Origin of the sequence: Metabacillus flavus (genome assembly GCF_018283675.1) — a bacterium.
Lineage (GTDB): Bacteria > Bacillota > Bacilli > Bacillales > Bacillaceae > Metabacillus_B > Metabacillus_B flavus.
On record NZ_JAGVRK010000001.1, the window covers coordinates 3318077 to 3332616 of the forward strand.

At 43.6% G+C, this 14540-nt stretch carries 12 protein-coding genes; 2 read left to right on the forward strand and 10 right to left on the reverse strand.

The window, feature by feature from the left end:
* Positions 1–61 precede the first annotated feature (61 nt).
* The 10 genes from brnQ to J9317_RS17165 form a co-directional block, all read right to left on the reverse strand.
* A complete protein-coding gene (brnQ, locus tag J9317_RS17120) occupies positions 62–1387 on the reverse strand; it encodes a branched-chain amino acid transport system II carrier protein (RefSeq protein ID WP_249292220.1) in 1326 nt (441 codons plus the stop codon).
* 731 nt (positions 1388–2118) lie between these two features.
* On the reverse strand, positions 2119–4425 hold the full coding sequence (locus J9317_RS17125; RefSeq protein WP_211562472.1) for an immune inhibitor A domain-containing protein: 2307 nt from the start codon (positions 4423–4425) through the stop codon (positions 2119–2121).
* A gap of 394 nt (positions 4426–4819) precedes the next feature.
* On the reverse strand, positions 4820–5053 hold the full coding sequence (locus J9317_RS17130; RefSeq protein ID WP_211560809.1) for a hypothetical protein: 234 nt from the start codon (positions 5051–5053) through the stop codon (positions 4820–4822).
* 18 nt (positions 5054–5071) lie between these two features.
* Positions 5072–6664 carry a gamma-glutamyltransferase family protein gene (locus J9317_RS17135; RefSeq protein WP_211560812.1) on the reverse strand — a complete coding sequence of 531 codons (1593 nt, stop codon included), beginning with the start codon at positions 6662–6664 and terminating at the stop codon, positions 5072–5074.
* A gap of 16 nt (positions 6665–6680) precedes the next feature.
* Complete coding sequence (locus J9317_RS17140; RefSeq protein ID WP_211560815.1) at positions 6681–7838, reverse strand: CapA family protein; 1158 nt, start codon at positions 7836–7838, stop codon at positions 6681–6683.
* A 15-nt stretch (positions 7839–7853) separates the two neighbouring features.
* Complete coding sequence (gene pgsC / locus J9317_RS17145; protein WP_211560818.1) at positions 7854–8303, reverse strand: poly-gamma-glutamate biosynthesis protein PgsC; 450 nt, start codon at positions 8301–8303, stop codon at positions 7854–7856.
* A 12-nt stretch (positions 8304–8315) separates the two neighbouring features.
* Positions 8316–9497, reverse strand: coding sequence for a poly-gamma-glutamate synthase PgsB (gene pgsB / locus J9317_RS17150; protein WP_211560821.1), 1182 nt, complete (start codon positions 9495–9497; stop codon positions 8316–8318).
* Positions 9498–10341: 844 nt separating this feature from the next.
* Positions 10342–10869, reverse strand: a complete 528-nt coding sequence (locus J9317_RS17155) for a GNAT family N-acetyltransferase (protein ID WP_211560824.1) — start codon at positions 10867–10869, stop codon at positions 10342–10344.
* Between the two features lie 32 nt (positions 10870–10901).
* Positions 10902–11897 (reverse strand): class I SAM-dependent methyltransferase, encoded by a 996-nt coding sequence (locus J9317_RS17160; protein WP_211560826.1) that lies wholly within the window; start codon positions 11895–11897, stop codon positions 10902–10904.
* Entirely contained in the window at positions 11887–13215 is a 1329-nt protein-coding gene (locus J9317_RS17165) for an FAD-dependent oxidoreductase (protein ID WP_211560828.1), read from the reverse strand. The genes J9317_RS17160 and J9317_RS17165 overlap by 11 nt, the downstream gene beginning before the upstream one ends.
* 180 nt (positions 13216–13395) lie before the next feature.
* Between J9317_RS17165 and J9317_RS20935 the strand changes: the two genes are divergently transcribed.
* A complete protein-coding gene (locus tag J9317_RS20935; protein WP_347880535.1) occupies positions 13396–13545 on the forward strand; it encodes a hypothetical protein in 150 nt (49 codons plus the stop codon).
* 199 nt (positions 13546–13744) lie between these two features.
* The gene (locus J9317_RS17170; protein WP_347880536.1) at positions 13745–14431 is read left to right on the forward strand and encodes an STAS domain-containing protein; all 687 of its coding nucleotides are present in this window, start codon (positions 13745–13747) and stop codon (positions 14429–14431) included.
* The last annotated feature ends 109 nt before the right edge of the window (positions 14432–14540 follow it).

A 14540-nucleotide genomic window follows, 5' to 3' on the forward strand; every position in this document is an offset into this window, starting at 1 on the left:
TCACGCGGTTCATAGGAGCAAAATTTGACCACGAAAAAGAGGCCTTAAAACGGCCTCTTTTTTACTGCTCTGCTGGTACTTTATTTTTTCTGAAGCTGCTTATTGCATAGCCTGCCGCAGCACCGGCAAATGCCGGAAGCAGCCAGCCAATCCCCTGTGCGGAAAGAGGAACGGCAGAGATCATGCTGTCCAGGCTTCCTTTTAATAGAGATGTATTTAAAAATTCAGCAGCGCTGTATATTCCTGTGAATAATACGGCCATATAATAGACAGGCTGATGATTTTTAAATATTTTTTCCATTAATCCGATTGTCACCAGTACGACAAGGATAGGATAAATCATGCTCAAAATTGGAACGGAGATGCTTAATATCTGATCCAATCCAAGGTTCGCAATCAGCATGCTGGCAAGTGTGAAAATGCCTGTCCACATTCGATAGGAGATCGAAGGAAGCAGTTTATAAAAATACTGGCTGCAGGCAATAACAAGACCGATTGATACACTTAGGCACGCTAGGGTAAATAATACGCCCAGTATGATTACACCTGAATCTCCAAATAGATTGCTCGTTAAGAGAGTCAGTACGCCCGCCCCATTCGCAGCTTTGCCATAGCCCGCTGATGAAGCGCCCAGGTAAGCAAGAATGCTGTAAACGACAGTGAGTAAAATTCCGGCGCCTATTCCGACTGTAATCATACTGCGGGAAACTTGCCTTTCTGTTTTCATTCCTCTGGCACGTACGGTGTTCGTAATAAGAACACCAAACGCCATTGCACCAAGAGCATCCATCGTTAAATAGCCGTCAAGAAACCCCTGAAAAAAAGAATTGTCCTGATAAATTTTTTTCGGAGCTCCAAACGGTGCTTGGGGAGTAAAGAGATTTCTGATAAATAAAACAGAAATAATGGTGAGGGTTATAGGAGCTAACACTTTCCCAAGCCGATCTATAAGTTTAGAAGGAGAAAGACTCAGCCAAAGCACCAATCCAAAAAACACAAGCGTGTAAAGCCCTAACGCCATCGGCTGAGCTGCTGTGCCTGTTTGGATAAACGGCTTCATTCCCATTTCATAAGCAATTGTAGCCGCCCGCGGAATCGCAAGCCCAGGCCCGATACAAAGATAAATAACAATTGGAAAAATAAGAGCAAAATAAGGGTGAACCTTCTCATTTAAGTTCTCTGCTGTGCCATGGATCGCAATGGCTATGACAACCATAACAGGAAGTCCAACAGCTGTTGCGACAAACCCGGCCAGTGATAATAAAGTATGGGTCCCAGCCGAATATCCCAGGAATGTGGGGAAAATAAGATTTCCCGCTCCGAAAAACATTGAAAATAGCATGACACTGATCAGAACCTGATCCTTCCTGCTAAGTTTATCCATCATCCTCTCCTCCTCTTCAATTAAAAGATAATTATGAAGTATAACAACTTGAAAAAGATTTGGCTATAGATTTCGAAAAATACTAAAATTTTAAATAAATTTGTAAGGGTATTCAGGATTTTCCCTATTGGATCCCTTTTTCAGCCGATGCCGGACTTTATCCTGCCGAACTCTGGTTTCCGGCTGAACCTCGGTTCTTTTCAGTGGAATCATGCTCTTTTTTTCCGGCGGGATCACGCTCATTTCCAGCACGCCGGATCTCTCTTCCAGCCGGCCGAACTCTGGTTTTCGGCCGAACCATGCCTTATTCCAGCTCAATCACCAACTTTGCCAAGCCAGCCGGTTTCTTTTTCCAGTTTACGGCGTATTTCCGCATGGATTAATTCAGTATTAAGCGATACGGGTGAGGAATTGCTGACTAATGCTGGTTAATTGCGGACTTTTTTGGATTAATTGCTGACTTTTTAAAATAGTTGCTGACTTTAGGAGGTTAATTGCGGACTTTTTTTAAATAATTGCTGACTCCATAATTTTTTGCCAAAATGGGCAGAAATGGGGTGTTAAATCACGGCCCCGGTTTATCAATCACTTCATACTCTATCATTCACTTAGAGGCAGTTAATATTCACTTCCACCGTGACAAACCGGGACTGCCCAACACTCCGCAGTATGGACTTCTGCCCAAAACAAAAAGCAGGCCGCTGATTCCAGCGGCCTGCTTTCCTGCTTTATTATTATTTGCGGATCCAAACCATTCCAGCAGAGTTGTCTTTCGCCTCGCCCATGACTTGAACTTTCAAGCCGTTGCGAGGGAGGATTTTTCCTGCGTCAGGAAGATCGTAGTCGATGTAAGTTTGAGAGTCATCAAACAATGTGTTTCCAAGCATTCCTTTGAACGTGTAATCTCCGCGTGTAGGAGAAGATACGAAGAATTCAGGTGTTTTGTCCCATGAGAACGCTGCATCTGCTACTTGGTAACGTGTGCTGTTGAACGCTGTTTTCTGGCCGTTTAATGTTCCAAATACTGTTTCAGGATGCGAATCTACTACTCCGATAAATCCGTAGCCTGGGTGGTATCCTGGTCCGGTCCAGTTATCCAGGTAGCTTTCATCTCCATACCATACGACCATTCCAGTGTTGTATTTCGCGCCTCTGGAGAATGCTAGAGCTTTATCAGATCCTGCATAGTTTCTCCACTCAAGGTAGTAGTAGTTATCCTTATAGTAGTTGCCATCGGAAACGATGAAGCCGTTCAGCGTCATTTTTGGTGTGCCTTCTGCATCATCAGAAAGAACAACTTTTCCGTCAACTGTCAGCGTTGCATTATCAAGCGCGAATCCATCAAGTGCCAATCCGCCGTCTGTTACGTAGTTGAATTCCAATTTGATTTTGCTGCCTTTAAATTGGCTTAGGTCATAAGACTTGTCCACCCATTGGCCTAATGAAGATTCGGAAGTCGCATCGCCTTTCGTATCATCATTTCCGATCGTATCAACAAGAACTTTCGTGCCATCTTCCTTTACAGCATTTACATACAGGTAGTCATACTCAAACTCGACATCGAAGTATGCTTTGTAATCAAACTTAGCTGTTGCAGCTGCCGTTAAATCGAATACCGGGGTGCTCATAGATGTATTCAGATCGTCACCCTTTGTACTGTAATAATATTTGTTTCCAAATGCAGGAGCAATTCCTTTTACTGCTTTTTTCGGAAGGTTGATTTTTACGATACCAGGATTTTTCGACTTCGTTACACTTTGGTCGATAACAGTTGAATAACCAAATGCATTAAGATCGTTGTAATCAATTTCTGTAATGTTCGCCCAGTTTCCGCCCATTCCTTTTTGGAAGAACTCTTTGTTCATTGGAGAGAAGCTTGTCGGCTCTGTGCCGGCAATGTTTCCGTTCCAGCTTCCGCCGCTCATGATGGACCATGAAGCAACCGGCTCGCCAGCTCCAGTGTACTGAGTGTCATATTCATCCGGAAGACCAAGGTCATGTCCGAATTCATGTGCGAATACGCCTACTGCGCCATCTTCAGGTTGAACAGTGTAATCAAATGCTGCCATTTTTCCGCCCCAGTATGGTACGGAAGCAGTTGTATTTTCAATTTTGTACGGCTGTGTGCCGATTGTCCATCTATGAGACCAGATTGCGTCATTGCCAAGACGTCCGCCGCCAGCTTCCTGACCTGTGCCTGCATGGATGATCATCAAGTGATCCACTAGTCCGTCCGGCTCGTTTTGGTTACCGTCGCCATCTAAATCGTATTGATCAAAATGATCATATTCAGATAGGTTGATGCCCGCTGCTACCGCAGAATTTAATGCATCTTTTACAAGGTCGCGTGCTCCTTTAGGATTTTGGTTATCATGTCCGCCATTCGGATTATCATCGCCATATTCTCTCGCTTTTCCTGGAACCGTCAGCCAGTCAGAGACTACGCCATTAACCGTGTAGCTTCCGCCTGATTGCTCTTCGTAATATTGCTTGAACGTTTTGATTTTTTCTCCGTTAAACATCGTGAACTCTTCATTGCCGAACATTAGCTTCTGGTAATGTTCTTTATTGAAATCGTTGGAAAACATGTAACCAGGCTCCTGGTCTACATTATTATGTTTGAAATCGGAGAATTCCGTCAGCAAGACAAGAACTTTATCTTCACGGACAGCACCATTGTAAGCTGTTCCTTTTGCTGGATCGACTTTCACTAATCCATTCGGCTTGCCCTTTGTTGCTTTGTTTTTACCGAATTGATTTTTGATTTTCTCTTTTTGCTTATTCATGAAATCTTTTACTTTCGTATCCATGGCATGTCCGTTTGAATCTGCCGCTACTGAGGGCTTTTGTCCTTCTTTTTTCTGAATATAGGATTTTACCGCTTTATTAATCTCTGTTTGGGTAGCAGATTTGGAAATCACACCTTGTTCTTTTAATGCTTCTGCCAATCTTTCTTCAGGAATTGTGTTGTAATCAATTGGTGCTGATTCAATTACTGTGCTCGTTTCTGCAGCAGTTGCTTGTCCTGCAGCAGGAAGCATTGTTCCAAGCAGCAATCCGCTGGCTACTGCCGTACCAATCGCTGCTTTTTGCAGACGCTGGCTGTTTCTTTTGACTGATCTTTTTAATTTCCTCAACCCAAGACCCCCTGTAATCACAAAAAAATGAGTAAAATTAGACATTTTTTCATGAAAATGAAATTTTTTCATTACAAAACTATTATAATTCTAATCTGAATAGAATAAATAGTCCGAATTTTCTATTTTATAAAAATTCCTTTTTAGGTCTTTGTCACTATGTTTTTCGTCATATTATGATCTTCTGTTACATCAAATCCCAATATGTGGATGTTAGTCTGAAAAGATAGACAGATTTCGCTCATTCTGCAGAAATAATAAAAAGCCCGGGGAAAAGCCCCCGGGCATAGAGATTATATTATTCTGCACTTGTATTGGCAGGCTTTTGAGCTACTTGCTTGGCTGCTGCAGGGTCTTTAGCAGCCGCTGCCTGTTTCGCTTCAGCCTGTGCTTGAGCACTTACCTTCTTCATCTCATCGGCGATGGCAGTCTTTTCAGCCGGATCCATTACCTCTGTATGTTTAAAACCGATCATCACCGCTAAAATTCCCGCCAATGCAAAAGTAGACCAAATACCTTTAATAATTTTCATGACGATTCCTCCCGATTTTTATTTAGATGAGCTCCATGTTCCTGTTCTTCTGGGATCTGCTGCTCCGGAAACTTTTTTAGTTTCTTTATCTATGGTCAAGGCCATCACGCCTCCATAATAGAAAGGTGACTCTTTCACCCGGACGTCATAGCCGCGATTTTCAAGTTTGTCTCTCACGTTTTCAGGATAGCCCGGCTCCATTGTAATCTTGTTGTCTTCGATATAAAAACGCCGCTGGTTAATAGCTGCCTGCCAAGATGACCCGAAGAATTCTCTCTGCACAAGAACCTGCGCCAGAACGGTCGGAATTCGCTTGCCGCCTGGTGTTCCAATCCCGGTAATTTCTTTATCATTTTCCAGAATGGCAGGAGATGTATAATTGTTCGGTCTTTTTCCCGGCTCCATTCGATTAGCCGATTCATGGTCTTCACTGAAATTACTGAGGGCATTGTTCATAAATACGCCGTTGACCTGTTCTTTGGATCCGAAAAATTCTCCAAGCGTGTTTGTTACTGAGATAATCGTCCCCTCCTTGTCCTTAATGACAAAGTGGGTGGTATTATCGTGGTCCTCTTCATCCGCTTCAGAATTGTTGACCTCTATGTCAAAAGATGCCTTATCAAAATCCATATCCTCTGCCATATTCTTCAAATGCTTATCTGAAAGAAGTCGCTCCGTGTCTACCTCGCCAAAGGCAGGATCCTGAATTTCAGATATACGCTCGTGATAAACATGCTTTGTAAACTCACCCATTAAATGAGTGGAATTCGTTACTTCTTTAGACTTGAACTCCCCTTTATACATATCTGCCAGCTTTAAGATTTGCAGGAGGGAGATTCCGCCTGCGGAAGGAGGGGCTGTCATCACTGTATATTCGCCGAATTTGCCTTCAATCGGCTTTTCTTCTTTCACTTCGTATTTTTTCAGGTCATCAAGATTGACACGATCCAGTTCTTTTGCCAGTGAATCTCCCATTGGCCCTGAATAAAACCCTTTGCTTCCCTGCTTCTGAATAGCTTTAAGCGTTTTAGCCAGCTCCGGCTGTTTGATTACTTCATTGCGTTTTACCGGTTTGCCATCCGGATAAAACGGTTCTGGCAGCTTGCCTTTAAATTGATCCTGCGCTTCCGCAAGGCGCTGTGAAATAAATGAGTCGGCTTTGTAGCCTTTGCTTGCATAATGTATAGCCGGTTCAATCAGTTCGGACATTTTCATTTTTCCCTGCTCCTCATGAGCAAGCTCAAGACCTTTCACAAAGCCCGGAACGGCAATCTGATCTTTTGATCCCTCTCCGTTCTGAGGTGCAGAATCTTTATAATCGTATACTTTTTTAATCTTTTTATCCGGGTTGTAAACCACCATCAGTCCCCCGCCGCCCGGGCCAGATCCATACGGTTCGGTAACACCTAATACATAGGAAACTGCTACAGCGGCATCCATTGCATTGCCTCCGCTGTTCAGGACCTTCATCCCTGCCTGAACAGCAAGAGGATGGTTCGCACTGACGGCAGCTTCCCCTTCAGCCGGCCGATTGAGTATTCCGGATTGTGCGACGAGCAAAATGACAATGAGAAGGATTGCCAGTGCTGTCCAAAGACGTTTCTTTCTCATTTACATCCCTGCTTTTTTAATCGAGTTTTTTTGAGAAGTCCTTTTCAAAAATGAGCTTCCCGTTCTCTTCCTTCCAATCCAGGTTCTCTGAATTTTTAGTCAGCTGCTGAATCATTTTCTTTTTCTGCAGTTCATTCATTTCCCTGATTGGTGCAGGCTGACCTTCTTTGATTTCGAGCGGGGTCAGCTCAAATCTTGCTTTTCCATCTGCCATTAGCCTCATTTGGGCAAGGGCGCTTTCCCGTGTTCTGCTCCAGCCCTGATCAAAAACAAAATTCCCAAGACTGTAGAAAATGACACTGTCTTTATAAACTTCAACAGGTGACAGCACATGGGGGTGATGACCGATTATCACATCTGCTCCGGCATCAGCCAGCGCCTTAGCTAGATCTTTCTGACGTGGATGAGGGGTTGTATCATACTCCTGTCCCCAATGAGCATTAACGAACACAAAATCCGCATTTTTTTTAGCTTCCGCTATCATTGGAACGAAGTTTTTCGGTTCCATCGCCAGAACCCCGCTGTTGTATTCAGTCGCTTTTGTTCCCTCTGCGTACACATCCGTGAAGGCAAGGGTTGCCACTTTTATACCATTATAATTTTGATAAGAAATGGAGTTTTTCGCATCCTTCAGATTGCTTCCCGCTCCAACCGGATCGATTCCATGCTCTTTCAACGTCTTTCTCGTATCATTTAACCCCTGCACGTTATAATCCATCGCATGGGTATTTGCGAGACTGACAGCTGAGAAGTTGAGATTTTGAAGTGTCTGAGCTGATTGTTTATCCGTTCTCAGCTGAATGCTTTTCGATTCATTCTTTGGTGCTGATTCATCCAGTGTAATTGGGTGGTCAAAATTCGCTGTAATATAATCAGAGTTTTGAAGCAGCGGCTTAACATGCTGAAACAAATAATCCTGTCCTTTAATGTCTGTTACCTTCTCTACATCCCGGCCCATCATGATGTCACCCATGAAGGCAGCAGTGAACACCTCGTTTTTATATTGGGTTACGGTTGGGGCCGGAGGTCTGTCAGCAAAGGAAAAACCGAACATAATTCCTGCAGTGGCGATTAGACCTATTACTGCATGAGTTTTTGAATTCCGCCGGTTTCTTTTAACAAACCGCAGGATCTTCTCTTCAAAATTAAGCTCTTTTCCATGTGGATGGCTCACGTTTTTCTCCTCCCCTTAAAAAATATAGTAAAGCGTCATAAGCAGGAAGGTAGCTCCGCTTAGCAAAAGCGTACTGCCGATCGTAAGCGCCATTCCCTGTTTTTGCATCGTATTTGCAATTAAGCCAGGGACGATGATTCCGATTCCCCTAAATTCAAAAATCTCAAAGGGCAGGATTGGATACGTAAAATCAAACGCCAATTTCAGCAAAATTCCTACTGTAAGCATGGCAGCAAATTTTCTTCTTCCGTATAAAATGACGATTTTGGCTATTCCATAGGTAACGATTAAATATGTAAGCAAGCTGATGAAGAAAACAACAGCCAGGAAAACAGGCTGGTCAAACACAAGCGCCAAGTACCCCGGAACAATCAATCCAGCAGGGATGACCCCAGTTTTTTCAGTAAATAGCAAGCTTAGCAACACCCCGAGCACCAGGGCGATGTATAAATCAGATCCGAACAATGACTATTCCTCCTAACTGACAAATTGCTTAATTTTATAGTCTTCCAGTCTTTGAATTAACGGTGTAGCGGCACCATGGATATTTCCAACTCCATAAATCGCACGTCCGCTCATCATTGGCTCAAGAACGGCTAAAATTTCTTCAGTTGAATACCCTTCTAAATTGTGAAAATTGTCAGCAGGAATGTTTCCATCCTCATATGACTCAACGATTGGCTGTGTCGTATCGCCTATTATTACGACATCTCCAGCAGGAATATATGGCAGCACGTCATTTGCAAACTGAATGGTCCGGTCTACCCGGTCATGACGGCAGTTCATAATGACGACCGCATTATTTGTTGGATATCCAAGATCCTCTACCCTTTTCCAAATGTTTATAGTAGAAGAGGCATCATTTGCCGCAAATCCATTTACGAAATATCCTGGGTTTCCTGCATCAGCGAGCGGAAGGATTTTCATTGCGCCTGGATCCGGCGGAGCATTCAGCATTCCGCGAAAGGCTGTTTTTTCATCTATTCCTAATGCATCTGCTACAGCCAGGGCAAGAGATGCGTTATCCGGAAAGACCATATATTCAAAGCTTTTTAGAAATTGCTCGGAAATTCTTGTATTATCACAAACAATCAAAGTTGAATTGCGTTTTTCTGCTTCTTTCTGGTAATAGTCAATATATGGGCTTTCATTGACAATGACGTGCCCGTTATGAGGGATAGTAGCAACAAATGCCTCTGCTACCTCATCCAGAGTCGGCCCCATTACGTCCATATGGTCCTCTAGTACATTAACGATAATTCCGATGTTTGCCTGGAGCATGTCCTCCTGAAAGATAATTTGATAATCAGGATTTACGGCCATGCATTCGCTCACAAGCGCATTCGCATTCAATTCAGCTACCTCTTGAATCACACGTTTTTGCTCGCCGATATTTGGACCTTCCGGCCGTCTGACAATCGGTTTTTCTTCTTTCGTATTCCAGTACATCATCCTAGCATCCGTACCGGTTGTTTTTCCGACTGTTTTGTACCCGGCTTCCTTTACCACACCGTAAATAAGTCTTGTAACGGTTGATTTCCCTCGGATTCCATTAATGTTAATCCGAACCGGAATGGAATCGAGCCGCTTTTGGTGGCGCCGCTTTTCAATGATGCCCAGCAGCAAGACCAAAACAGCAGCCGCAAAAATGACCCACACGTAACCTCATCTCCTCAATTCGTTTTCATCAGCGTGTATTATTAAACCAATGTCTACTTTATGGATTTACCGCGCAGAATAATAGATGATAAAAGTTCGAAGTCCTATTTTGCCTATGCTTTCGCATGTATGTGGAACGGCTCATAAATTTAGACTTTTCAAACTTCTATTTCCGTCAGAATGAAGCGAATTCCTTGCTTAACCTTGCTTTAAAAGGTTTTTGTCAGAAAATCTCTCCGATTATTTTTTTCCATAATTTCTTCCTGCTGATAGTTAAAGGATATCTCTAGGATGATTCTCACATTGTAAAGGAATGTAAAAGTTTAGGAAGGGTACGAATTGAGGAGTTATTCATGTAAGGGTTTACATTAAATGGATTCTGAACAAAACAAGTGACTATTGGCGGCAGCACGTAAACCAAAGGTCACGAGCCACTCAAATACAGGGGAGTCTTTCCTCCTCCTTGTTGTAAATTGCATGCAAAGGAGCTGCTGAGACTCTGCTTTTGCAGAAAGCTGAAAAAGACAGCAATTGGCTGTCTAAAAAGCCCTGCTGAGAATAAAAGAGAAACCCGGGCGCTGGCAGAGCATTCCCGGGTTTCTCTTTTCCGTTCCTGGTTTATGGGTTTTTAACTGTGTGTTTTAACCATAATGGGTTAAGTTGATTGGAGCGGAAGGTACGAGATTCCAGCGGGACAGATGAGATCCCGCAGGCGTTTTGCTGCTTTAGGAGGCTCACCGCCTGCCCAAGGATGAGGGAGCATCCAGCGGAAATCAGCCAAAACCAATTACATTTCAAGCGGCAAAAGTAACTTGACTAACTACTTTATGGACAGCGCCTGGAGTTACAATGTTTTTTCATATTTGCAAAACCCATTTATGCATCCTTTAAGGAGGTATTCGGCAGATTGATAGAAGGAGTTCAGTGATGAATTGGTCTCAATACAATCCAGTCTGATCCGGTCCTTCCCATCAAATTCTATGCCTTGCTCTGCCCAGGTCAGGATTTTCATTCCTAAGCCAGACCCTTTAAAAGAATTGGCTGTTACGAGCTTATGCAAATAGATGGAATGGCTTTGCTGATCATCGCCCCAAAGACTGCGATCCCAATCTCCTGGTTGAGCAAGAAGCATCACCATTCCGGCCGCCGACCCTTCTTTTTCAAATAAGAATACTTCTTCCTTTTCAATTGAAGAAGCGAGTCCGTTCATTCCGCTGCTATCCAGCAGCTCGCTCCATTGTGTTGAGCCCTTTGATTGAAGCCAGCCAGCGGCTTCTTTAAGAAGCATGCTGATCGTTTGGATATCTGCTGACTCAGCCTGTTTAACGGTAAATCCGTCTGATATTGAATTCTGCCTGATACGAAAATTCATATGCTCACCTCAACGATTATTCAATTCCGTATCTAATTGTACTGTTTTTCCAAGTAGACCGCGAACCATCCTCCTTCTTTAACAACGGGACGAATGGAAGAAACCTTTAGTCCCGCCTCCTCTGCTATAGCTTTCATCTCTTTCTCCGATGGGATCGGGTGAAGATTATCAAATGCAGAAAAGAAGCTATTAAAAACACTTGAAAATTGTTTCCCGTATTTGGCATGGCGCATTGGGGTTATAATGGCCATTCCGCCTCCCTGCCCGAGCCAGCTCCCAGCCTTTTTGAGGAGGTCTCCGCGCCGTTCCTGAGGTACATAGTGAAGAAGATTATTAATTAAAACTAAATCCCAGCTTTCAGGACTCTCCCATTCAAATGCATCCCCGCACTCGATTTTGAGATCAGGGTACTCTTGGCACCTCAATCTTGCTTCACTTGCCACTCCATCATTTAGCTCAATTCCTGTTAAAAGAAGATCGGGAAAATCCTTTGCTAATCTCTTCAAATATCCGGCATGGCCGCAGCCTGCATCCAGCACGCTTTTGGCCTTCGTTTTTTTCACAAGCTGATGGATAACCGGATAGGCGACCTGCTCAAGGATCGAAGAGGTTTGAGCCACCACTTCCCCGTGCTGCTCGTGATCAAAAATCTGCTTGTTTTCTGTTGTCATAATAGCCGGATAACTAAGCAGAGCAGGTATGTGAAGTTCCATCATTTCCTTTAGAATAACACCGGTCGATTGAGGGTTTTTCTTTCCGGATGGCAGCATAAAGCTTCGTGAAGTACGAAACCGGCCTCTTGATGCCTTTTTCATATACCTGATTGAAAGCCCTACATCCATCCACCGCTCCAATAAATCTTTTTTAAGGGAATTTTGCTGTGCTACCTCTGTTATCGTTTTGGGCTTCCGGAATGATTCATATAAATCAAGCTCATACCCCACGTAGGCATGCCACGTATAAAGAAACGGCAGATTTTTCTTCATCCAGCCTTTCGCCTTCAGCACTCTTACATACTCATTCAGCAAGATACTTCCCTCCTTCTGTTTTCCATGGATAATCTGAAGCTGCCGTGAACATGAACTTTTTTTGCACTTGCATAAGATCAGAGGCACTGCGTACGGGAAAAAGCCCTAGTTGGATAAGCCGGTCATAGATGGACTCCTTCCATATCCCAAGCCCTGACACATTCAGCATTTGCTTCGTATGCAGCTTGTCATCCCGTGTTGTTTGCAAAATGCCATTCTTTCTAAAACTAGGAAAATAAGCAAAGGGCTTGGAATAAGTTAAGGCAGAAAGATGGCTGAGATTCAAGACATGGCGGGTTCTAGGCTTCCGTACGCGTTCATACCATTCCAGCAGCCGAGGAGATGTGTTCCCATTTGCATACATCCAGCACAGTAATTCCCCGAGGATATCCCCATCCTGTATAGCAAGGTTCATTCCTTCGCCCGCCATTGGATGGACACTGTGAGCGGCATCTCCAACAAGGGCCTTATTTCCATCCACATATTTGCTTGCATGATATCTGACAGGAATCATAAGCTGAATTTCCCTCCAGCTTTTAATTTCATCGACATATCCGTCTAGGTCCGGACAGAGCTCTTTGTAACAGCGATGAAAGTAAGAAATTCCTTTTTCTTTCATATTCTTATATTCTCCCGCCGGAATGAGATAGACCGTCCGAACACGGTTGTCAGGAAGCGGAAAAAGTCCCAGAAATGTATAAGGAGTTGAAATCATTTTGCCTTCTTTCATAGAAGCCGGCCTGCTAAAGGAAACTGTTAAAAAATGATGATCGTATTGACGCTCTTTAATAGCAGAGTTCATAGATTCCCTCGTCTTGGATTTCCTTCCTTCCGCTCCGATTACGTAATCTGCCTCAATCGACAAATCTTCTCCCTGAAAATGAATGATTGCTTGATTATGATTAAATTCTTTAAACCTTGCCGGCTGGAAATAATGGAAGGATGGATAATCTTTCGCTGCATTTAAAATGATATTTTTCAGGCCTTCATGAGGAATCATCAGAGAATAGGAATATGGACTGTTGATCATTCTGTAATCCATGCTTGCCTTGCCGGTTTCATGATAGGTTTGATCTCTTTTCTTCATTTCATGGATATCGATATGATGGATGCGATGGCCCTTTGCCTCTACCTCTTGGATTAGACCGATTGAATGAAAGATTTCCAGACTTTTAGGCTGCAGCAGCTCCCCCTTATACATATGGGTTCCGCTTTTCGCCTGCTCAGCAACCGTTACATGAATCCCGCACATTGCAAGCTTCAAAGCAACGGTCAGACCTCCCACTCCGCCGCCTATGACCAGAACGCTGGTTTTCATTATCTCACCCCATCATTTCTATCTATTCGTCTTTTTACAGCTTACTGTTTGATCCCGTTAAAGGAGCATCTAACGACAGATGCAAGATCGGCATTTAACTAGAGCAGAGTATTTTTTTCAAGCCAAATGACAGAATTATGTAGTATGATAAAAAAGGATTGAATTGAAAGGTTGTGTACCATGGAAAACGAACTGAAATCCTATCCAAGCACCGCAATTATGGTCGGCGGCTTGGAATTTAGCTGGGACCTCGATCAAGGCACTTTTAAATACGAAAAGGACGATGCCGTTCTTTTTTGGATAGATTCTGCAATGAAAATCTTTTTTTGATACGATTGAAGAAATTTCAGGCGACAAAGCCGCTTCGGTCGTTCTTGAAACAGCTGGCTTCCGACAGGGTATTGTTGTAGGCGATTACTTCAAAAAACAGAACCTTACGCTTAATGAAGTGGCTGCCGTTCTTCCAAATACCTATGCCTCTGCCGGCTGGGGCAAAATCGAAATATCCCAGGTGAACCACAGCAGAAAGATGGCGATTATTCAGGTTAAGGACAGCTGGGAGCATAAAATCAACAAAGCTCAGGGAAAAACGAGACGCGGTACATTCACTCCCGGCCACTTTGCCGGAATCTTGTCCGGACTATTCGGGGTAAACATTTGGTATAAGGTTCTGAAAAGCCAAATTGAAGGCGACAGTCATTGTGAATTTGAATATTTCCCTTCTGAAACCACGGTTCAGCAAAACATTCATGAATACGCCCGCAAGGAGCAATCCGAGCAAATCCGCAAGCTTGAGCATCTTGTGGATGAACGTACAAGTGAATTAAACGGACTAATAAGAGAAATTTCTTCTCCGATTATTCCTGTGCTTGAGGGAATTGTCGTCGTGCCGCTGATTGGAAAATATGATGAACAGCGGTCTTATGACCTTGTTCAGCGCACTCTCATTAATCTTCCGCAGCACAAAGCTCAGTACATGGTTTTGGATTTAACCGCCATGAGCGAAGACGTTACAAAAGGTACGGTGGAGTTTATCGACCGGCTTGCAACGTCCGCCTCTTTGATCGGCACTAAAACAGTTCTTGTCGGAATTTCTCCTGAATTTGCGATATCCATTGCAAAATCGGACTATAATATATCTGCGTTTAATTGCTTTAGCACACTGCAGCATGGAATCTATTTTGCCTTATCGGAACAAGGCAGACAGCTTACTTGATAGAGGGAGTAGTAGAAGGACTGACTTGCAAGGCGCAAGTCCGGCAGAATAGGTCAGAAGAATATCCGTTAGATGATAAGCCTGCTTGAGCATATGTGCCCGGCAGGTT

What these genes read in the sequence shown, in the direction of transcription:
- brnQ (WP_249292220.1), bottom strand. Translation starts at nt 1,387, where the DNA reads ATGATGGATAAACTTAGCAGGAAGGATCAGGTTCTGATCAGTGTCATG.
- J9317_RS17125 (WP_211562472.1), bottom strand. Translation starts at nt 4,425, where the DNA reads ATGCTTCCTGCTGCAGGACAAGCAACTGCTGCAGAAACGAGCACAGTA.
- J9317_RS17130 (WP_211560809.1), bottom strand. Translation starts at nt 5,053, where the DNA reads ATGAAAATTATTAAAGGTATTTGGTCTACTTTTGCATTGGCGGGAATT.
- J9317_RS17135 (WP_211560812.1), bottom strand. Translation starts at nt 6,664, where the DNA reads ATGAGAAAGAAACGTCTTTGGACAGCACTGGCAATCCTTCTCATTGTC.
- J9317_RS17155 (WP_211560824.1), bottom strand. Translation starts at nt 10,869, where the DNA reads ATGAATTTTCGTATCAGGCAGAATTCAATATCAGACGGATTTACCGTT.
- J9317_RS17165 (WP_211560828.1), bottom strand. Translation starts at nt 13,215, where the DNA reads ATGAAAACCAGCGTTCTGGTCATAGGCGGCGGAGTGGGAGGTCTGACC.
- J9317_RS20935 (WP_347880535.1), top strand. Translation starts at nt 13,396, where the DNA reads ATGGAAAACGAACTGAAATCCTATCCAAGCACCGCAATTATGGTCGGC.
- J9317_RS17170 (WP_347880536.1), top strand. Translation starts at nt 13,745, where the DNA reads ATGGCGATTATTCAGGTTAAGGACAGCTGGGAGCATAAAATCAACAAA.